Below are 20,820 nucleotides of genomic sequence, written 5' to 3'. Positions count from 1 at the left end.
AACTAAACTCAAATAAAGGAAAATTAAAAACCTATAAATAACTGACAGTCAATTGAAATCAAATAAAGTCAAGTAAAAAAAACTCGATTTATTTACCGATGCAGAAATTCCTAAATATGTTCTCCAAGAGGTCATCTGTGGTTATTTCACCTGTGATCTCACCAAGGAAGTGAAGAGAGCGGCGGATGTCCATAGCCACAAAGTCATTGGTTACTTGGTTGTCTAAACCGCCAAGAATATCCAATAAAGACTCACGGGTTTTGACTAAGGAATCGTAATGACGTACGTTAGTGACCACCGTATTTCCGGTACGGAATTTATCCAGATTTACCAGCACAAGAATTCTGGCTTTAAGGTCTTCCAGATTTTCTTTTTTTCCTGCAGAGATAAAAATAGTATCAGGATGCTTTTCTTTCAACTCACTGATTAACTCAGTATTACCCTTATCTACCTTATTAGCCACTTTCAGGAAGGGCACGCCTTGATTTTCCAGTTTATTGACGTCTCGGTTGATTTCCACCAAGTCCGTATCACCCAAATCAAAGAGGTACAAAATCAAGGAAGCAGACTTCATTTTCTCCTGAGTTCGGCTCACACCGATTGCTTCGATGGTGTCTGTAGTTTCCCGTAAACCTGCGGTATCTATAAAGCGGAAGATTACTCCACCTATATTGATTTCATCCTCAATAAAATCCCGTGTAGTTCCGGCAATCTCAGAGACGATAGCTTTTTCCTCATTAAGTAGGGCATTAAGTAGGGTGGACTTTCCGGCATTTGGCTTTCCAGCAATTACCGTAGGTACTCCATTTTTGATCACATTTCCCAAATCAAAACTTAAAATCAATTCTTCGACTACCCGAAGCAAACGCTCTACTAACGCGCGTAATTCTTCCCGACTGGCAAATTCCACATCTTCCTCGCCGAAATCCAGTTCCAATTCTATCATGGAAGCGAAATGAATCAAACGAGATCTAAGCTCTTGTATTTCAGAACTGAATCCACCACGCATTTGACTTAGTGCAGCCTGGTGTGAAGTTTCAGAATCTGCATGAATCAGATCTGCTACGGCTTCAGCCTGCGCCAGATCAAACTGTCCGTTCAGGAATGCACGCTGAGTGAATTCTCCTGGCTTAGCAGGTCGAGCTCCTTTTCGGATGAAGAGTTTAAGAACCTGGTTAATGATGTAGGATGAACCGTGAGTGGAGATTTCCACTACATTTTCTTTAGTGAAAGACTTTGGGGCTATAAAAAGGGAGATTAAAACCTCATCTATGATCTTTTCACCATCCCGTATAGTACCGAAATGGATGGTATGAGATTCTTGTTTCTCCAGATTTTTCCCAAAAAAGACTTCGTTGGTAAGCGTGATAGCGTCTTTGCCGGAAAGACGGATTACCGCAATAGCTCCAACACCCTGCGGCGTTGCCAATGCTATGATGGTATCATTTTGCTCAGAAAGTGAAAAACTCATTTTGGTCCAAATCCATTATGAACTATCTGACCTAGTCCGTCAAGAAACTCTACTGGAAGCCTGAATCCAGGCAATTGGGTAATGTTTTGTAAAGTTGGATCGATGATCACAAAATTAGGGTAGGACTGCACGCGCATGGCACTAGCCATCTTTGCCTCTGTATATTGCTTGCCTTTAAAATCAAACTTTCGTTTGTCGTCTTCAGCATTCATTTTTACTGCGTAAAATTTCTCATTGATGTATTTGATCACAGCAGGATCAGTGAAGGTTTCCTTGTCCATCTTCTTGCACCAGCCACACCAATCGGTATAGACGTCCACAAAAAGCATCTTTGGGTTTGCTTCAGTAGCAGCCACTGCCTCCTCAAATTTCAGCCATTCGATTTTCTCCTGTGCTTGCGCAAAGTTGGCAACAACCAAGAATAGACCTATTATCAATAATCTCTTCATATACCTCTATTATTCAAATCTCCAACGGTTTGCTGGGTGTGGAAGTTCCGAATGCCCAATTAGGCCGGATTCCTTTAATTGCTGCACTTCCCAGAAAGATGATTCCACCTACTGCCACCATCATGCCAGCAATCGAACTATCTACCAAATATGCAGCGTAATATCCTGCCAATGCAATAAAAATACCTAACCCGCAGGTAAGTTTGATAAGAGATGTTAATTTTTTGGTCCAAAGGAAGGCTGTGGCAGGAGGGACCACTAATAAAGCTACAACCAAAATTGCTCCCACAGCTTCAAAGCTACTTACTGTTGTATAGGATACCATACTCATCAACGCTAAGTTGATTGCACCCGCTGGAAGACCTATCACCAAACCAAAGTTTTCATCAAAACTAGTAAGCTTTAACTCTTTGTATAGCAAGAATATAAAAGCACTTACCAAAACTAAATTCAAAACTGCGAGATAGGTGATTCTAGGGCCCATACTAAAGCCAGCATCGGTAATCCAAAGGTCAATTGGTAAGTAGGCAATCTCTCCATATAGCACACATTCCTGATCCAAATCGACCTTATATGCCAGCATATTTATCAGGATAATTCCTATAGCAAAAAGAAGGGTAAATGTAATTCCTATAGATGCATCCAATTGAACTTTAGCTTTGTTTTTCAGCCAATCTATCAGTAGGGTAGCCAAAATCCCTAAAATACCAGCACCAATGATAACCTCAAGTCCTCTTTGGCTTCCTGACACAAAGAAACCAATGACAATCCCCGGGAGGACCGCATGTGAAATGGCATCTCCAGTCATGGACATTTTGCGAAGCATCATAAATACCCCAAGCAATCCACAGGAAATAGAGATCAAGCTGGCGGTGAAAATGATCAGAAATGCGTTTTGGTCAAAGCTCATCGTTGTCGCGGGGGATAGTCTCCTGGTGAGGATCGAGTTTAGGATAATTTAGTCTGTTCTCAAGTAAAGCTTCGAGTTCAGGGGTAAGGATATGTTCCAGCTTTTCTGCTGAATCATGCACGTGATCTGGGGCAATATTCATGTACTCATTGAGGTAAAGTTCCCAAAGTCTATGAAGTCTTACTATTCGTTTTGCTTCAGATTTTCCTTTAGATGTGAAGTCTATAAAACCCTGATTTATAGTAAGTAGATCAGTTTTGATTAATTCATCAATAGTATGCTTCGTTTCTCTCTTTCTGTAGGGAAAAGACTGATAGATTTCTTCTATAGGGAAGTTCTGCTTTCCACTCTCTAAACCATGGTAAATCAACTTGAGTAAGTGATCTTGATGTGTCTTTTTGAGGTAATGTCTTCTGGCAATGTATCGGGCAAGCACTCCTTTCTTTGGGGCAAATAGAAAGGAAATCAATGCAAACATGGATAGGCAAACTACTACCCACGGGCCTGTAGGCATCTGGGGAATTACAAAGGAAATGTAGGTGCCTATTACTCCGGACACTGCCGAAAATGCTCCAGCGATCAACAATAGCCTTCCGAGTTTATCGGTCCAAAATCTAGCTGCTGCTCCCGGAGTAATCAGCAAAGCAGCCATCAATACTACTCCGATGGCTTGAATTCCGATCACTACAGCTAATATCATCAGTACATTAAAGATCAGTCGAATGGCTCCCATTGGGTAGCCAATTGATTTTCCAAAGTCAGCATTGAAGACGAGCATTGAAAATTCCTTCTTAAAGGCTGTCAGCGTAAGGATGATTACTATTGCCAGGCCTCCATAGATATAAAGGTCCTCCTCAAGAATGGCGATGGCGTTTCCGAAGATAAACTGGTTGAGTCCTGCCATTTCCGGATTTCCGGATTTTTGAATTACCGTGAGTAGCACCACACCGAATCCAAAGAAGATGGATAGGATGGAAGCGATGATTGCATCGTCACTCAACCGGGTTTTGCTTTTTAGCCAAGAGGTAAGAAAAGTTGCCAAGGCACCGGATAGAAATGCGCCAGTCACGATGTATAACGGATTCTTTTCTCCAGCCAGCATAAATCCCAAACAGATCCCCGGAAGTACCGCATGGGAAATAGCATCGCCAAGCAAGGCTTTTTTGTCTAGAAAACTATACGTTCCCACATATGCTGAGCCTATGCCCAAAAGCGTGATTCCAATTACCACAAAGGCAATGGAAGCATCCTGAAATGTGAAGAAATAGACAAAGTCACTCATATCAATTTTTCAAAGGATTAAAGTCTTTTTGTCTGATGATGTCAGTAACCTTGGTGAGAAGATTTAGTTTTCCACCATAAGTTTTTCTCAAAAGCTCTTCCGTTACTACATCCTTTTTTGGTCCGGATGCGACTAGGTGAAGATTCAGCATGATGATCCAATCAAAGTAATTCATGGCAGAATGTATGTCGTGATGTACTACGATGACCGTCTTTCCCGCAGCGGTCATTTCTTGCAAAAGTTGGAAGATTGCTGTTTCTGTAGCCATATCCACTCCGGCAAAAGGTTCGTCCATCAAATACAGGTCTGCTTCCTGAGCCAAAGCTCTAGCGATAAAAACCCGCTGTTGCTGACCTCCAGAAAGCTCTGAGATTTGTCGATCTACAAAAGATTGCATCCCGACCTTCTCTAAACAATCCATGGCTATTTTCTTTTCCTTTTTTCCAGGTCTCTTGAAAAGGCCAAGCTTGCCATATGTACCCATCATTACTACATCCAAAACAGAAGCTGGGAAATTCCAATCCACAGATTCTCGCTGGGGAACATAGCTAATGCGGCTTCGGACGTCATTTAACTCCCGGTCAAAAAGCTTGACATAGCCTCCTGACGTTGGAATCAAGCCCATGATGGCCTTGATTAAAGTTGACTTTCCAGCACCATTTGGGCCAAGTATTCCAATCAGCTTTCCAGACGGTAAACTCAAATCCACATTCCATAAAACTGGACTTTGATCGTAGCTGACGGTGAGGTCATGTATTTCTAAAATGGGAGAATCTACGTTTATGATCATTTCGTTAGGCTTTCAAAAATTGCTTGAACATTCGTTTTTACCATTCCTATATAAGTTCCGGCAGGGGAGTCAGCAGCACCGAGGCTATCTGTGTAAAGTGGTCCTGCTAATTTTATCTCATGGTTTTGGTTCGCACATCCTGCGACCACAGCTTCTATTGCTTTTGGGGAAATGGTTTGCTCCGCAAAAACTGCATGGATATTTCGCTCTACGATGAAGCTCACCAAACCAGTCAAATCTCTAAGTCCAGGCTCGCTTAGTGTAGATAGACCTTGTAATCCCAGAACTTCCAAATTATAAGCTTTCCCAAAATAGGAGAAGGCATCATGAGCAGTGATCAGGGCCTGATTGGCTTTGCGAAGCTCCGCAACCTTGGTGAGGTTGTCTTGATGCAAAGCCGCCAAATCACTGAGATACGACTCGGTATTTGTGGTGATTGAGGTTTTCCACTCTGGCTTCCATTTGATCAGTTCTTCTGAGGCGTGCGCCAAAGCTTTGGACCAAAGTGACACATCAAACCAGATGTGTGGATCTACAGAGTGCGCCTCAGGTCCGGATCTCAATAAAAGATCTTGGGGAATTTCTTCTGATACATTGATCAAGCTTTGACTAAATGCCAGCTTCTCAAAAATCTCAGTCATTTTTCCCTCAAGGAAAAGTCCGTGATAGATGACAAGATCAGCTTCCTGCAGAAGATCAAGATCGCGAACGGAAGCTTTGTATAAATGAGGATCTACGCCCGCCGGCATCAGTGCTACTACTTCCGCTTTATCGCCTACGATGTTTCTGATTCCGTCAGCGAGAATACTCGTGGTCGCCACGATTTTTGGCTTCAATCTTTCTTCCTTGTTTTCAAATTTGCAGGCAAAAGAAAGTAGGAGAAAAGGTACTATGTAAAGGAGCTTCCTCATGATTGAATTGCCAGAATATTAGCTGCGACATCCTTGGACATAAAGAGTGTTTTTTTCTGATCGACGAGAATTTCCATGGATCCGTCAAACTCCACTTTGTCCAATATTTTGATTCGGGCTCCGATGTATGCGCCTACCTTATCCAGATATTTTAAGAAGGCGGCTGAGCTGTCTTTTACTGCCACGATCTGACCAGATTGGTCAATGTCCATTTCGATCAAAGCCAATCTAGGTCTGTCTCTGACGTCTCCATATTCATCGGGAATTGGATCACCATGTGGATCGAACTTTGGGAAGTTCAGGTAGGAGTCCAAGCGCTGAATTAATAGGGGAGATTGGATGTGTTCCAGTTCCTCTGCTACCTCATGAACTTCGTCCCAGGCGAACTGTAATTTGTCTACCAAAAACACTTCCCAGAGTCGGTGTTTTCGGATAGTAGTGAGTGCCCTTTTTTTACCTTCTTCTGTGATGTTTACTCCGTAATATTTTCGGTATTCGATCACCTTCTTGTCACCCAGCTTTCTTAGCATGTCGGATACAGAAGCAGGCTTCGTCTTCATCTCTGCAGCCACATCATTTGTGGATACACTTTTAGTTCCTCCGTCCGATAAGTGATAGATCGCTTTCAGGTAATTCTCCTCAGCAGTAGTTAAGGTCATGGTATTCCAATTTGTACTGAGACAAATATAAAAATTTATTTAGATATAGCTAAAAATATATTCAATAGTGGCTAAATCGCCTGTGGATAACCCATTTTGAAATGTGTTTAGGGTTTTAGAGGTGTCTAAAAATAAGATTAGTCGGTATTGAATAATGAATTAAATATTTGATATTAAGTCATTTGTAATATCCGGTATGTTGACTTTTTCTCTGAAAAGACAAAAATATCTCAGTTTCCATTTTGCGGAAATGAGTGTAGAAAATAGGGCATAGGTGGATAAGTGTGGATAGTAATCCACATCCTGTTTAGAACTTAAAGGGAAGCAATAGCGCTAATAAAATCTTCGTGTTGAGATTTCCACAGGATTGTATCATCAGGAATTTGGGTGAAGTATTCCTTTTTTAGGGCTGCTTGAAATTGGATGGTTGCGTTAGGTAAGTCGAAAAAATCTATTGGAAACCCTCCGGAAAATGGAGACAGAAAGTCTAGCCATTTTGGATTTCCCCCTATCAAAACAGGCACTCCCAGAGCTGCAGATTCAAAAAGTTTTGTTGGTATTTTATCCTTGATTGCTTCTCTATTTTGGTAGGGCAAAAGGGCAAAATCTACCGATGAATATTCTGCAATAATCTCCTCATGTGGGACAGGTAAATCAGAGGCATTGAGCTGAATCTGCGTAGTGTTTTTGCAGGCTTTTTCCAGTTCAATTTGGAAACTTGGCAGGGTACAATGACCGATGATTTTGAGCGAAGATTTAGGGGATTCTTTCAAGATTTCCTTGAACCAATAGATAGCATCGAGCGTGCCAAAAGCTGGCGTTAGCGTACCCGAAATCAAAAAATTATAGCCCTCTTTTTTGGTGAGTATGATTGATGAAACTCTTTTTATTTCTCCTGCATATTTATTTTCCAAGATCAAAAAAGGAGACTTATCGGGCATTTCATCTTGATAGCATTTCTCAGCGAGAAGGAATAGATCAACACCTTTAATACTTTCCATACCCCTGATTAATCGAGCTGCTTTCTGCTTCTTATCCGAGCTTAAATCAGGATTTAAATCAAGATTTCTAACATAGTTTTCCTGTACATCATAGACTAATTTATAGCCTAAAATCCCCTTGAAAAATACTGCTACTGGGAGGTATTCGTAGGTACAGCAAATCAGGATTTTTGGGCGGACCTGAGAAAGCACCCTTATGAAAGTTAGCTGCAAGAATAATCTTCCCCAAAGTGAGGAGCTGTTAGAAAGAGAGGTATAATACTTTTCATCTTCGTAATTTTTTAGGGGTATTTGTGAAAATCCCATAAAATTTAGCTGATATAGCCCTGTTTCTCGTAGTGAAAGGCCAAGCTTTCCCCAAGCTCTCGTATCTTTGGCGGGCTTAAGGCTAGACGCAATTAAGACTGGTATTAGGGAAGCTGATTTTTCACTCATTAAACGAAACTAACCAAAATAATGGAACTGAAAACTATCATAGAAAAGGCCTGGGACAACCGGGAATTATTAAAAGAAGAAACTACTCAACAAGCAATTAGAGCCGTCATAGCTGATCTGGATGCTGGTATTCTGCGTGTAGCTGAGCCTACCGAAGAAGGTGACTGGAAGGTAAACGACTGGGTGAAGAAGGCTGTAATTCTCTATTTCCCTATTCAAAAGATGGAGACCATAGAAGTAGGACCTTTTGAATTCCATGATAAAATGGCTCTTAAGACTAACTACGCGGAGAAAGGTGTTCGTGTAGTTCCTCACGCTGTGGCTCGTTATGGAGCATATTTAGCCTCTGGAGTAGTGATGATGCCAAGTTATGTTAATATAGGAGCATATGTAGAGGGTGGCACGATGGTTGACACTTGGGCTACTGTAGGATCTTGTGCGCAAATCGGCAAAAACGTTCATTTAAGTGGTGGAGTAGGTATTGGAGGAGTATTAGAACCAATCCAAGCAGCCCCAGTAATTATCGAAGATGGAGCATTTATTGGTTCCCGAGCCATCATAGTAGAAGGTGTTCGAATAGGTAAGGAAGCAGTAATTGGCGCTGGTGTTACTTTGACGGCAAGTTCAAAGATCATAGATGTGACTGGAGCTGAGCCTGTAGAATACAAAGGTTTTGTGCCACAGCGTTCTGTAGTTATTCCTGGTTCCATTTCGAAAACTTTCCCTGCAGGAACTTTTCAGGTTCCTTGCGCTTTGATTATAGGACAAAGGAAAGCCTCTACAGACCTCAAAACATCTCTAAATGATGCGCTACGAGACAATAGTGTAGCAGTATAAACCAACAATAATGAAAATAAGTATCCAAGCGATATTCGTCCTTTTTCTTTCAGTTTCTCTTTGGTCTTGCTCTGAAAAGAAGACAAGTTCAGGTGATGTATATTTCAATAGAGGAGAATATGCAAAAGCAGCGAATGAGTATACAGAGGATTTAAAATTCAAGCCAAACGATGTTCGCATGCTTTACAATAGAGGTAGAGCGAATGAGGAGCAAGGGAATTATGAGGAGGCAAAAGCTGATTTCGAGAAGGCGCTTGAGGTAGAACCTAATAATTTTCAGGTTCTTCTAAGCCTAGCAAATGTGCACTACAATCAAAAGAATTACACAAATGCTTTGCTATATTCAGATCAGGCGGCAGAAATACCAGGAGCACCTGCCATGGCATCTTTTATGAAAGCCAGAGCTCTTCACCAACTTGGCAAGCCTGATGAAGCTTTGAAAGCTTATGGAAATGCAATCGCAGTGGATAAGGATTTTGGACAGGCGTACTTTAATAGAGGTTTATTGAAGGTTGCGATGAAAAAAGTGGGAGCCTCATGTGAGGACTTTCAACTCGCCAAAGCCTTGGAATATCCCGGAGCAGCTGAAGCGTTCAATAAATATTGTAAATAAGTTAAAACCGGCAAATGCCGGTTTTTTTATGACTTTTTTTAACCGCTTGGGACACTTTAGTAACGCGGAAATCGCAGAGGTCACGGCTTAGAGTAATCATTATTCTTCAGAAGCTGACTCTCTACCAGCTCTCACCCAGTATCTCGCTTCGCTTATATGGGGCTTTTACCGAACGCAGCTTTGGTGCTTGTATAAACTTTGTGACTGAATACTGCGACTGGTCATTCTGAAAACTGCGACTGAATACTGCGACTAAATTCTAACGTACAGCTTCAGTTTTCACTTCTACATGTGCGTGGGCTTCATCAACTACATGGTTGCAAATATCCTCAGAGCTTAATTTGCCGCTTCCATTACAGGTTCTGCAAGAGCTGACTTCCTTCAAACTTCCTTCACAAACTGGGCAAGTTAACCTGCCTTTTCCAGCACATCTTTCGCATTCGAAATACTCCACAATTTTGAAAATATTCACTTTGGTGATCATACCCGAACCGTTACAGCGGCTACATCCAACCACGCCTTTAGCTTTACAATAGTTGCAATCCTGTTCGATTTGGCGCTTACCCTCACAGGTAAAGCAAGTCTTGTATCGATAGCCTCTTCGATCACATAGCTGACATTCCTGAATCTCCTTTAGTGGAGCTTCCAATCGCTGCTGAAGTTCCTGTGCTCCCTGATAATGGTCTCCGGTGAAACCCGTCAGCTCTAGGTACTTATTTAGAAAATTGGCAGAATTATCGTATTGTTTCAACTGAAAAAGCGTTTCAGCGAACAGGTAAGGCATTTCTTCAGGAAGTGGTTGCCCTGAATCTATTAGATTTCTAAATATTGAATTAGCAGTTTCATAATCACTTCTTTCAATTGCAGCCTTTGCGCCTTTCATCCATTGATCGGTCTGTCCAAGGTTGATACCAATTTGCGCAAGCGACACCTGACTAGTGGTCAGCAGCAAGATAAAACTAAGAAGGAGTAGGGGATGGTGAAATTTTAAGCTCAAAGCGATATTGTTTTTCTAGTGAAGCAATAAAGGTAGAAGTTTCTAAAACGTAAAGTTAATGTTTCCAAAAGGGGAAATCTCTCCATAATCTGCACAATGGATTTTAGAAGTTAAAAATTGTCTTTATTTTAGGAACAAATTCTTTTCAATGGTTGAAATTCTAATGCTTTGAACTCAACTTTAGAATTTACAGTCATAAACTTTAACCCTAAAAATTAAAGAAATGGGAAAACCAATCACAATGATCGAGAGTATAGGTCCTGCAATGAAAGAGAAACTTGCTGCAGCGGGAGTGTCTACTGTAGAAGGTTTGCTAGAAAAAGGTGCTTCTAAAGCAGGAAGAAAGGCAATTGCTGAGGCTTCAGGCTTAGATGAAAGCAAGGTTCTTGTTTGGGTAAATATGGCGGATCTTTTCAGAATCAACGGTGTTGCAAGTCAATTTGCAGAACTGCTGAAAGCTGCTGGCGTAGATACTGTGAAGGAATTAAGAACAAGAAATCCTGAGAATCTTCATGCAGCTCTGGTTAAAACTCAGGAAGAAAAAGGATTAACTAGAGTTGTGCCTGCTGCTTCCAAGGTTGCTGACTTTATTGAGCAAGCTAAGTCACTTGAGCCAATGGTAACTCATTAAAACTATTCCAAATAACTTTTTCATCGAAAACCTTTTTGCTCATGGCATCAAGGTTTTTTTTGTAGTTTGGTTTTTCAATCACTTTGAACATGAGTAAGACAAAAGAATTCATTACCCATTTGGCCGAGGGTCAAAAATATAAAAAAGACTCAATCATCCTTGGTACAGGGGTTTTAGATGGAGTACCAGTGACCGGAGCACAAATAAGGATTGCATTGAAAACCATGAATAGGCATGGTCTAATTGCAGGTGCAACTGGTACAGGGAAAACCAAAACACTACAGGTGATTGCAGAGCAGCTGGCATTGAAAGGTGTCCCTTCTGTACTGATGGATTTGAAAGGTGATTTGTCTGGCCTAGCACAACCCGGAACTGCCAATGATTTCATAAAGAATAGATCCGAGGTGATCGGTGTTGATTATGAACCGATGGGTTTACCGATTGAACTCATGTCTATTTCTGACGAAAAAGGAGTCAGGTTAAAGGCTACTGTTTCTGAATTTGGTCCAGTTCTAATCGCTCAGATACTTGAATTAAACGATACTCAGCAAGGCGTAATCTCACTTATCTTCCGATACTGTGATATCAACCATCTTCCTTTGGTGGATCTTAAGGATTTGAAGCGTGTGTTGCAGTTTATTACCAATGAGGGCAAAGAAGCCATTCAAAAAGAGTATGGTCAGGTTTCTTCTGCCTCAGTGAATACGATAATGCGTAAAATTATCGAGTTGGAGCAGCAAGGCGCAGAGCGATTCTTTGGCGAAAAGTCATTCGAAGTTGAAGATTTTTTAAGGAAGAAAGATGGAAAAGGAGTGATCTCAGTAATTAGGTTGACTGATATTCAAAGTAGGCCAAAGCTGTTTTCAACCTTTATGCTCAGTTTGCTATCGGAAATCTATGAAACTTTCCCAGAGCAAGGTGATGCAGATCAGCCAAAGCTTTGTTTGTTTATTGATGAAGCACATTTGGTGTTTTCCAATGCCTCCAATGACCTCCTTGAGAAAATAGAGGCAATTGTCAAATTGATTAGATCTAAAGGTGTGGGAGTGTATTTCTGTACGCAAACTCCGACTGATGTTCCTGATAATATTCTAGGTCAATTAGGACTGAAAGTTCAGCATGCCTTAAGGGCTTTCACTGCGAAAGATCGTAAAGCGATCACTAAGACCGCCGAAAACTACCCAGATTCACCTTACTATGAGACTTCAGAAGTCCTGACTGCTATGGGAATTGGGGAAGCGTTAATCACAGCTTTGAATGAAAAAGGTATTCCAACTCCACTTGCTCACACCTTAGTTAGAGCTCCGATTACCCGCATGGATATCTTGAATGAAGTGGAAATTGATGCGGTGGTCGAAAATTCTGGATTGATCTATAAGTACAATCAAGATCTAGACCGTGAAAGTGCTTTTGAATTATTGGAGAAAAAAATGACTGAGTTGGAGGAAACTCAAAAGAAAGCTGAATTACCTGGACCAAAATCCTCCACAAGGACTACCAAAAGAACTGCAGAAGATGCTTCATTATTTGAGGAGCTGAGTAAAAACACCATGGTTAGACAGTTGGGTAGAACCATATTCAGAGAATTAACTAGAGGGATTTTAGGTTCATTTTCTAGAAAAAGGTAGGTATGCTAAATAGTTGTAATTCAATAGAATATAGGTTTTGAAAATAGGAGTAATTGGTGGGGGAGCTGCGGGATTTTTTGCAGCAATCCATGCAAGTGGTGCAGGAAGAGACGTTACAATTTTCGAAAAGTCACCCAAGCTTTTGTCTAAAGTAAAAGTATCAGGCGGCGGAAGGTGTAACGTCACACACCGACCTATGGAAATATCAAAATTGGTAAAGAATTATCCTAGAGGAGAGAAATTTTTAAAGAAGGTCTTTTCAAAATTCAAATCTGAAGACACGATTACTTGGTTTGAGAGCAGAGGAGTTCCTCTCAAAATTGAAGGAGATGGACGGATGTTTCCGATTTCAGATTCTTCTCAGTCTGTGATTGATGCTCTTCTCAAGGAAGCTCAGAAACTTAAAATCACCATCCTGAAATCTTGCGGAGTTAAGTCAATTACTCACATTGAAAACCAATATAAACTTGAGACAGATTCCGGTTTTTTTGTAGTCGACAAATTAATAATTGCTAGCGGTGGCCATCCAAAAATAGATAATTATTCCTTTCTCAATAATTTAAATCACAGTGTTTTAGATCCTATTCCTTCACTTTTTACTTTTAATACCCCAAAAGAATCTATCAAAGAGCTAATGGGCTTATCTGTAACAGATGGTATTGTCAAAATCGAAGGCACCAAACTGAATTATCGTGGGCCTGTGCTTGTCACCCACTGGGGGGTGAGTGGACCTGCAGTTCTGAAATTATCTGCCTTTGGGGCACAATGGCTAAAAGATCAAAACTATATCGCTACTGCTTTGATCAATTGGAATGGAGAGTTTGGTGAGCAGCAGTATAATGCGCATATCAAGAGCTATATTCTTGCACATCCCAATCGAAAAGTAGAGAGCAATACACTTTTTGATATACCTGGAAGGCTATGGGAGCATTTTACTAGGCTTTCAGGGATAGAAAATGGACAATTATATGGATCCCTATCGAAAAAGCAAATCAATAAGTTGGTACAGAATTTATTTTGCTATAATTTGAAAGTCGAAGGTAAAACCACCTTTAAAGAAGAGTTTGTAACTGCTGGGGGAATTTCTTTGAGCGAAGTGAACCCGGAAACCTTGGAAAGTAAATTTCACCCTAACCTTTACTTTGCCGGGGAAGTCTTGAACATTGATGGAATTACCGGTGGCTTTAATTTTCAAGCTGCTTGGTCCACAGGATTTCTAGCTGGCATAGCCTCATCAAAAAACCAACATGGAACAAATCTATCCTGATCTTAATCAGCTTATTTCTGGAATGGCTGATGGAGACAAAGAATTTGAAAAAGAATTGACATTAGCCATACATAAAGGTCTCCTTGAATTAAAAGAAGTTTATGCTCAGGGTTCACTGGAAAAAAATGATGTAAAACTTCAGCAAATTCGGCATAAGCTGAAGCCTACTTTGGCGATGTTTGAATTATTGCAAATTACAGATGAATTGCAACTGGGTAAAGAAATAATTGAAAGTGAGGGATTTGAGGGTCCTGCTTTTTCCAACCATTACCGGAATTTGCAGAGAAAACTGGAGATTGCTATCAAGCGAGTTTTCGAATTAACTTAAACTAGTTTTGACCTAATAGAAGCCTTATTTTCTTTCAAAGCTTCTTATTTTTGGGGTTTATGCCTATTATCAAATCAACTTATAGCGGACCACCTGCATACCTTTTCAATGGACATCTGGAGACTATAATCCCCAGTCTTTTTAGAAAAGTGAAAGATGTACACTATACCAGAGAAAAGATAGATACACCTGATAGCGATTTTTTGAATTTAGACTGGGCAAAAGTGGGAAGTTCAAAACTACTGATTATATCCCATGGATTAGAAGGAGATTCTGAGCGCCATTATGCACGGGGAATGGTTAAACTATTCAATTCCAAAAAGATAGATGTACTTGTTTGGAATAATCGTTCATGTGGCGGAGAAATCAATTTAGGGCCAATCCTTTATCATCATGGAGCCAGCTATGACTTGGATGCTACCATTACTCATGTACTTAAAAACCATTCCTACAAAGAGATTTTTCTGACAGGAATCAGTATGGGTGGGGCTCAGACGCTCAAGTATTTAGGTGAGAAGGGGAGTGATCTTCCCTTCGAAATAAAGCGGGCAGCTGTGTACTCTACACCCTGTAATCTACTTTCCAGTGCCAATACGCTAAAGTTGAGGAGAAATGCTTTTTATAAGAATAAGTTCTTAGGTAAACTCAAACTTAAAATAAAAGCAAAAGCAGCTCAGTATCCAGATTTGATAGATCTTGAATTACTTGATAAAGTCGAAGATTTTGATGCTTTTGATACACTTTTCACGGCTAAACTTCATGGATTCAAGGATGCTATTGATTTTTATATAACAGTAAGTGCAGACAACTGGATGCCTTTCATTCAAATACCAACGCTTGTCCTAAATGCAACGAATGATCCACTTCTTGGACCAGAGTGCTATCCTATTTCTCTTGCAGAAAAGTTAGATTTGCTGACATTGGAAATGCCAAAAAGGGGCGGACACACAGGTTTTGTACTGAGTGGACAAGAGTTTACCTGGGCAGAACATAGAGTTCAAGAATTCCTTCTGAATCCGGCTTAGCCCTAAGTCTTTTGTTATATTGTGCACTAAATCATCAAAAGAATTTGATATGAAAAAAATGTTTTTCGGTAGCTTGATGCTATTGGCCATGCTTACATTTTTTCTAATGTGGTATTTCCAATTTGTTCAGTTCAAATTCGGATATTTTATACTGGGTATACTTGTAATCCTTTTGGTTATAGGTATTTATGATATCAACCAAAAGTCGCATGCTATCCTTCGAAATTTCCCGGTTGTGGGACATTTCAGGTATTTATTAGAGAAAATAAGTCCAGAGATTCAGCAGTATTTTATAGAAACAAACACAGATGGAAGACCCTTCAGTCGAAACCTTCGATCCTTGGTATATAGAAGAGCTAAAAATGTAAATGACACGCATCCTTTTGGTACACAGCGGGAAATCAATGGAGAAGATTACATGGCTTTAAGGCACTCTATCTATGCAGTCCATACTAATGATGAGGATGCACGAGTGGTAATAGGAAATGAAGCTTGTAAGCAGCCATATTCCGCGTCTATCCTGAATATCTCGGCAATGAGTTTTGGCTCATTGAGCTCAAACGCCATCAAAGCTTTGAATCTGGGTGCCAAAAAAGGTGGGTTTTATCATAATACTGGAGAGGGTGGAATTTCGTCTTATCACCGTCAAGGGGCAGATTTGGTATGGCAAATAGGCACTGGATACTTCGGATGCCGTGATGAGCAGGGGAATTTTAGCGAGGAACAATTTGCAGAAAAGGCAAATTGGCCGGAAGTCAAAATGATTGAAATCAAGATTTCCCAAGGAGCAAAACCGGGCCATGGAGGAGTATTGCCTGGAATAAAAAACACTAAAGAAATTGCTGAAATACGTGGTTTGAAAGCGGGAATGACCATAGTTTCTCCACCTTCACATAGTGCATTTACCAATGCTATTGAATTGATACAATTCATAGCTAAAGTGAGGGAATTATCTGGTGGTAAACCTGTGGGGTTCAAACTCTGTATAGGCAGAACAGAGGAATTTACAGCTATCTGCAAAGAAATGGTAGCAAAGCATACTTATCCTGATTTCATCACTGTGGATGGGGCAGAAGGAGGAACTGGAGCAGCTCCTTTAGAATTTTCAGATAGCGTTGGGTTACCGCTGGAACCTGCGCTTATTTTTGTTCGAATGACTCTGGAGAAGTTTCAGATCAGGGAACACATCAAAATCATAGCATCAGGAAAGGCAATCTCTGCGTTTGCGATATTAAAAAATATTGCTTTTGGAGCTGATTTGTGCAATTCTGCACGTGGTTTTATGTTTAGCATAGGCTGTATACAAGCCCTTCGTTGCAACACCAATGAATGTCCAACTGGAGTAGCTACTCAGAGAGCAAGCTTGGTAGGAGGATTAGTAGTTACCGATAAGTCTGAGCGGGTGTATAATTTCCATAAGAATACTGTGCATGCAGTTCAGGAACTTCTAGGAGCTTCAGGCCACAAACATACTTCGGAGCTTAGCGCCAGTGACTTGGTTAAAGGTGATGAGATGATTAAGCTTGCGAATAGATATTTACCTGATTCTGTGAATACTCAGGTGTAGGTTTAGGGGTAAAATGATCCCGCAAAGGCGCAGAGGCGCAGTTTAATAATAGCAGCTTGGCGCAAAGTCTTATGACATACGCCAAACTGCCAATATGAATTTCAAAAGAAACCTTCGAGGAGAGCCTTCAAATTGCCTTCTTAAGCATTTGATGGCTAACACCTCAAAGGTTAATCAAACCGTTTCAGAGCTAATTCAGCCACCGTTCCGCCAATCGCGAATGAACTTGTAGCAGCGGGAGAAGGGGCATTTAATACGTTGATTGCATGAGCTGACTCTTTAATTGAGAAGTCATCCAAAAGACCACCAGTACGGTCGCAAGCCTGAGCTCTCACGCCTGCACCGCCTTCTACAAGATCAGATTCCTGAATCTCCGGAATCAATTCTTGCAGTGCCTTAGTAAAGGCAGCCTTGGAAAAAGACCTATACATCTCACCAAAACCTGTTTGCCAATATTTCGCAGCGACTTTTTGGAATCCAGGCCAGGCCAGGGATTCAGCTAATTCCCTTAGATTGATCTGGGATTTTTTATATCCTTCTCTTCGGAAGGCCAAAACTGCGTTTGGTCCAGCTTCCACACCACCTTTCATCATGCGGGTGAAGTGCACTCCAAGGAATGGGAAGTTTGGATCTGGCACCGGGTAAATCAGGTTCTTCACCAAGAATTCCCTATCCTTTTTCAGCTTAAAGTATTCCCCTCTAAATGGAATGATCTTAACATCAATCGGATCCTTTTCACTCATTTGAGCAACCTTGTCCGAATAGAGACCTGCACAGTTAATTACTAATTTACTCTGGATAGTTTTCTTGGAAGTTTCTATGTAATTGATTCCTTCTTGTTGATTGATTTCCAGTACTTTATTGTTCAATAGAATTTCGCCTCCCTTTTGAACAATCTTTCTTCCATAAGCCAATGCAACTTTGAAATAATCCACTATTCCGGTTTGAGGAACATGAAGTGCGGCTACACCTGCACAGTGTGGCTCGTATTCTTTGAGCTCCTCCATAGTTATATATCTGGTGCCTTCCAAGCCGTTCTGAATACCTCTCTCGTACAAGTTATTCAACAAGGGTTTTTGCTCTTCTCGTGTCGCCACAACTACTTTTCCAGTGATCTCAAATGGAATTTTCTCTTCTTCACAGAATTGAATCAATTCATGATATCCGCCAATGCAATTCGTTGCTTTCAGTGAACCTGGCTTGTAGTAAAGGCCCGAGTGAATTACGCCGCTGTTATTACCGGTTTGGTGTTTTGCCAATTGATCCTCCTTTTCCAAAATGACAATTTTCAGATCAGGTCTAGCTTTTTGAATTTTCAGCGCAGTTGCCAATCCTACAATTCCACCACCAATAATTGCTATATCGTATATCATGCTTCTGGGTTTAAAGCTTCAAATATACTAGTGGATTATTCAAAATTCCTTTCCGAATTGAACTCACTTTTATTACTTCATTACAATTTTTAAGGGAAGAGGTAGCGATTTGCATGGTGAATGAATTTATTTTGCAGGAATTATTGACTGTGCCGCCACTATTACATGATCCGCAAGTATTTTTTCCTCCTCTTCTTTCTCGTTTCTGCGCAGTCCTTTGGCCAATTTGTGGTGAAAGGCAAAGTAACTGATTCCGCTACTGGAGACCCTATTCCTTTTGCTTCTGTTTTACTGAAAGGTACTTCGGTAGGAATTTCTACTGATTTTGAGGGTAATTACAGCCTGTCTGCAAGATCACTCACAGATAGCATTACGGTGAGCTACCTTGGATACATCACAGGTGTCAAAGTCTTAGAGCAACTGCCTGAGCAAACTGTAAACTTTCAGCTTAAACCTTCCGATTTTGAGATGGAAGCTTTTGTATTTGAAGCTGGGGAAAATCCTGCTTTTGAGATCATTCGAAAAACAGTTGATCGGAAAAAATACTTTGATAAAAGAGAGTTATCAGCTTATCAGACAAATAATTATACCAAGATAGAAATCGACATTGATCATGTGTCTGAGGATTTTACTAGGCGGAAAACAGTTCAAAAAGTCACTGCAGTATTAGATTCAATTAAGCAGCTTACTAATGACGAAGGGGAGAAAATTTTACCTGTATTTTTCTCTGAAACCCTGTCTAAATTTTATTTTCGAAATAACCCCGAACTCAGAAAAGAAGTAGTTGTAAAATCAAAAGTAACCGGTGTTGGCATTACAGATGGATCCACTACGTCTCAAATTACGGGTTCAGCATTTCAGGAATATAATTTCTACAAAAACTGGCTTTCCATCGTGGGAAAGGAATTTGTCTCGCCGATTGCAGATGGGTGGAAGCAATTTTACGATTATGATTTGATGGATTCAGTTTTGGTGGGAAATGATTCCTGCTACCTCCTGAAAGTCTATCCTTTAAGAGAGCAGGACCTGGCGTTTTCTGGGACTATCTGGATTAATAAAGAGACCTATGCTTTGAAGCAGGTGGATTTGACGATACCGAAGGAAGCAAACCTAAACTTCATTGAGCGAATCAAAATTCAACAGGAGTTGAAGCCTACGACTGCTGGTCCATTGATTCCTGCGAAAACACGCGTTCAGATTAAAATTGGGCAGATCACTCCTAATACGGCGGGCTTGCTAGCCAAATTTTACACTTCTGCTGACAGCATAGAGGTTGGTGAGCCTCAACCAACTTCCTTTTTCAACCAGTCCGTCACTTTGCTGCCTGACTTTGACGAGGCAAGCGAGGAATTTTGGAAGGAAAATCGTCAAGATGTACTTTCTGAGCAAGAATTAGCAGTGCTTCAGATGGTGGACACATTGAAGAGAATCCCTATAGTGCGCTTTTATTCTGAAGGCCTAAAGTTCTTTGGTACAGGATATTTGCCTTTCAAAAAAGTAGATATTGGCCCATGGCCCGGCTTTTTTAATTACAATGATATAGAAGGAGTGAGGCTAGGAATGGGCTTCCGAACCAATCTTAAATTCAGTGACAAATGGGTACTATATGGCTACGGAGCTTATGGTTTTAAGGATTCCGAGCTGAAGTATTCTGCAAAGGTCACTCGCATTTTGGATAGGTTACATTGGACTTCAGTTTCACTTTCTACCCAAAAAGAAATTGATCAGGTCGGCTTGGAAATTTCCAGTTTACAGGGAAACAGTATTTTCCTGGCAGCTAGTAGGTTTGGTACGCTTAGGAGGCCGTATTTCAGCAGAAAACATCAGGTGAATTTTCAGAGGGAGTTTTTCAAAGGATTCCTGATGTATTCTGATTTGAGCTTTATGAAATTTGAGCCACTCTATGATTTCTATTACCTGGAAAAGGGAACCGGGGAGTACAGGTCTAATTTTGAAACTACCGAAGCCAAGATTGGATTGAGATATGGGCGGGACGAAACCATCCTGATCAATGACAATGAGCGATCATCGTTGGGGCCACTGAGATGGCCAATTTTTGAGTTAAGCTATGCTAAAGGCATGAAATGGCTGGGTGGAGATATATCCTATTCCAAGTTGAATTTTTACGTATATCAGCGACTGAATATGGGAATGTTCGGTGTTTCCCGCTATGAATTTGATGCAGCCAAGGTTTTTGGAGAGGTTCCTTATCCGATACTGAAAAACCACTTGGGTAACGAGACCTTGTTCTATACCTCTGCAGCTTTTAATACGATGAATTTCAATGAATTTGCCTCAGATCAGTATGCAAGTTTGAGGTATAGGCATTATTTCGAGGGATTCCTTCTAAACAAGGTTCCTTTACTCAAAAAGCTTAAATGGCGTGCTGTAGGAAATGCAAATTTTCTATATGGCTCTGTCAGCAATAAAAATATAGCCAATGCACCTACAGTAGATCCAGGTGGCAATACTATAGAAACATTTGGAAGATTGGATCCTACAAAGCCTTATGTAGAGCTAGGTTATGGAGTAGAGAATATTTTCAAATTCTTCAGAATAGACTTTTTCCATAGAATAACTTATTTGGATAACCCTGGCGCCAAGCCATTTGCAGTTAAGATTTCAGGGCAAATTATTCTTTAGTTA

The 20,820-nt window shown here is 40.7% G+C and carries 19 protein-coding genes; 9 read left to right on the top strand and 10 right to left on the bottom strand.

The window, feature by feature from the left end; genetic code table 11:
• Nucleotides 1–88: 88 nt before the first annotated feature.
• From mnmE to ACPUEN_RS05410, 8 genes are all read right to left on the bottom strand, one after another.
• Nucleotides 89–1,471 (bottom strand): tRNA uridine-5-carboxymethylaminomethyl(34) synthesis GTPase MnmE, encoded by a 1,383-nt coding sequence (gene mnmE, locus ACPUEN_RS05445; RefSeq protein ID WP_425639103.1) that lies wholly within the window; start codon nucleotides 1,469–1,471, stop codon nucleotides 89–91.
• A complete protein-coding gene (locus ACPUEN_RS05440) occupies nucleotides 1,468–1,920 on the bottom strand; it encodes a thioredoxin family protein (protein WP_425639102.1) in 453 nt (150 codons plus the stop codon). The genes mnmE and ACPUEN_RS05440 overlap by 4 nt, the downstream gene beginning before the upstream one ends.
• 13 nt (nucleotides 1,921–1,933) lie before the next feature.
• On the bottom strand, nucleotides 1,934–2,830 hold the full coding sequence (locus ACPUEN_RS05435) for a metal ABC transporter permease (protein WP_425639101.1): 897 nt from the start codon (nucleotides 2,828–2,830) through the stop codon (nucleotides 1,934–1,936).
• Nucleotides 2,820–4,112, bottom strand: a complete 1,293-nt coding sequence (locus tag ACPUEN_RS05430; protein ID WP_425639100.1) for an iron chelate uptake ABC transporter family permease subunit — start codon at nucleotides 4,110–4,112, stop codon at nucleotides 2,820–2,822. Before ACPUEN_RS05430 ends, ACPUEN_RS05435 begins: the two co-directional genes overlap by 11 nt.
• Nucleotide 4,113: 1 nt before the next feature.
• Nucleotides 4,114–4,902 carry a metal ABC transporter ATP-binding protein gene (locus tag ACPUEN_RS05425; RefSeq protein WP_425639099.1) on the bottom strand — a complete coding sequence of 263 codons (789 nt, stop codon included), beginning with the start codon at nucleotides 4,900–4,902 and terminating at the stop codon, nucleotides 4,114–4,116.
• Nucleotides 4,899–5,813 carry a metal ABC transporter solute-binding protein, Zn/Mn family gene (locus tag ACPUEN_RS05420; protein ID WP_425639098.1) on the bottom strand — a complete coding sequence of 305 codons (915 nt, stop codon included), beginning with the start codon at nucleotides 5,811–5,813 and terminating at the stop codon, nucleotides 4,899–4,901. Before ACPUEN_RS05420 ends, ACPUEN_RS05425 begins: the two co-directional genes overlap by 4 nt.
• The gene (locus ACPUEN_RS05415) at nucleotides 5,810–6,472 is read right to left on the bottom strand and encodes a metal-dependent transcriptional regulator (protein WP_425639097.1); all 663 of its coding nucleotides are present in this window, start codon (nucleotides 6,470–6,472) and stop codon (nucleotides 5,810–5,812) included. Before ACPUEN_RS05415 ends, ACPUEN_RS05420 begins: the two co-directional genes overlap by 4 nt.
• A 314-nt stretch (nucleotides 6,473–6,786) precedes the next feature.
• Nucleotides 6,787–7,779, bottom strand: a complete 993-nt coding sequence (locus tag ACPUEN_RS05410) for a hypothetical protein (RefSeq protein WP_425639096.1) — start codon at nucleotides 7,777–7,779, stop codon at nucleotides 6,787–6,789.
• Between the two features lie 150 nt (nucleotides 7,780–7,929).
• Between ACPUEN_RS05410 and ACPUEN_RS05405 the strand changes: the two genes are divergently transcribed.
• Together ACPUEN_RS05405 and ACPUEN_RS05400 are read left to right on the top strand one after the other, a co-directional pair.
• Nucleotides 7,930–8,745: a 2,3,4,5-tetrahydropyridine-2,6-dicarboxylate N-succinyltransferase gene (locus tag ACPUEN_RS05405; protein WP_425639095.1), complete on the top strand. Its 816-nt coding sequence runs from the start codon at nucleotides 7,930–7,932 to the stop codon at nucleotides 8,743–8,745.
• Between the two features lie 10 nt (nucleotides 8,746–8,755).
• Nucleotides 8,756–9,358, top strand: coding sequence for a tetratricopeptide repeat protein (locus tag ACPUEN_RS05400; RefSeq protein ID WP_425639094.1), 603 nt, complete (start codon nucleotides 8,756–8,758; stop codon nucleotides 9,356–9,358).
• A 259-nt stretch (nucleotides 9,359–9,617) separates the two neighbouring features.
• Here the strand turns inward: ACPUEN_RS05400 and ACPUEN_RS05395 are convergent, their stop codons facing one another.
• Complete coding sequence (locus ACPUEN_RS05395) at nucleotides 9,618–10,355, bottom strand: molecular chaperone DnaJ (RefSeq protein WP_425639093.1); 738 nt, start codon at nucleotides 10,353–10,355, stop codon at nucleotides 9,618–9,620.
• A 223-nt stretch (nucleotides 10,356–10,578) separates the two neighbouring features.
• On the opposite strand from ACPUEN_RS05395, the gene ACPUEN_RS05390 reads away from it, so the two are divergent.
• The 6 genes from ACPUEN_RS05390 (at nucleotide 10,579) to ACPUEN_RS05365 (ending at nucleotide 16,801) form a co-directional block, all read left to right on the top strand.
• Entirely contained in the window at nucleotides 10,579–10,986 is a 408-nt protein-coding gene (locus ACPUEN_RS05390; RefSeq protein WP_425639092.1) for a DUF4332 domain-containing protein, read from the top strand.
• 89 nt (nucleotides 10,987–11,075) lie between these two features.
• Nucleotides 11,076–12,614: a helicase HerA-like domain-containing protein gene (locus tag ACPUEN_RS05385; protein ID WP_425639091.1), complete on the top strand. Its 1,539-nt coding sequence runs from the start codon at nucleotides 11,076–11,078 to the stop codon at nucleotides 12,612–12,614.
• 37 nt (nucleotides 12,615–12,651) lie between these two features.
• The gene (locus tag ACPUEN_RS05380) at nucleotides 12,652–13,881 is read left to right on the top strand and encodes an NAD(P)/FAD-dependent oxidoreductase (RefSeq protein ID WP_425639090.1); all 1,230 of its coding nucleotides are present in this window, start codon (nucleotides 12,652–12,654) and stop codon (nucleotides 13,879–13,881) included.
• Nucleotides 13,862–14,209: a hypothetical protein gene (locus ACPUEN_RS05375; protein WP_425639089.1), complete on the top strand. Its 348-nt coding sequence runs from the start codon at nucleotides 13,862–13,864 to the stop codon at nucleotides 14,207–14,209. Before ACPUEN_RS05380 ends, ACPUEN_RS05375 begins: the two co-directional genes overlap by 20 nt.
• Nucleotides 14,210–14,268: 59 nt before the next feature.
• A complete protein-coding gene (locus tag ACPUEN_RS05370; RefSeq protein ID WP_425639088.1) occupies nucleotides 14,269–15,234 on the top strand; it encodes a YheT family hydrolase in 966 nt (321 codons plus the stop codon).
• A gap of 49 nt (nucleotides 15,235–15,283) precedes the next feature.
• Entirely contained in the window at nucleotides 15,284–16,801 is a 1,518-nt protein-coding gene (locus tag ACPUEN_RS05365; RefSeq protein WP_425639087.1) for an FMN-binding glutamate synthase family protein, read from the top strand.
• A gap of 170 nt (nucleotides 16,802–16,971) precedes the next feature.
• Here ACPUEN_RS05365 and lhgO read toward each other — a convergent pair whose 3' ends face one another.
• Entirely contained in the window at nucleotides 16,972–18,174 is a 1,203-nt protein-coding gene (gene lhgO / locus ACPUEN_RS05360; RefSeq protein ID WP_425639086.1) for an L-2-hydroxyglutarate oxidase, read from the bottom strand.
• Nucleotides 18,175–18,339: 165 nt separating this feature from the next.
• Here lhgO and ACPUEN_RS05355 point away from each other — a divergent pair, with 165 nt between their 5' ends.
• A complete protein-coding gene (locus ACPUEN_RS05355) occupies nucleotides 18,340–20,817 on the top strand; it encodes a DUF5686 family protein (RefSeq protein ID WP_425639085.1) in 2,478 nt (825 codons plus the stop codon).
• The last annotated feature ends 3 nt before the right edge of the window (nucleotides 20,818–20,820 follow it).

The organism is Algoriphagus yeomjeoni (assembly GCF_049821175.1).
GTDB lineage: Bacteria > Bacteroidota > Bacteroidia > Cytophagales > Cyclobacteriaceae > Algoriphagus > Algoriphagus yeomjeoni_A.
This window is presented reverse-complemented; position numbering and strand designations above follow the sequence as displayed.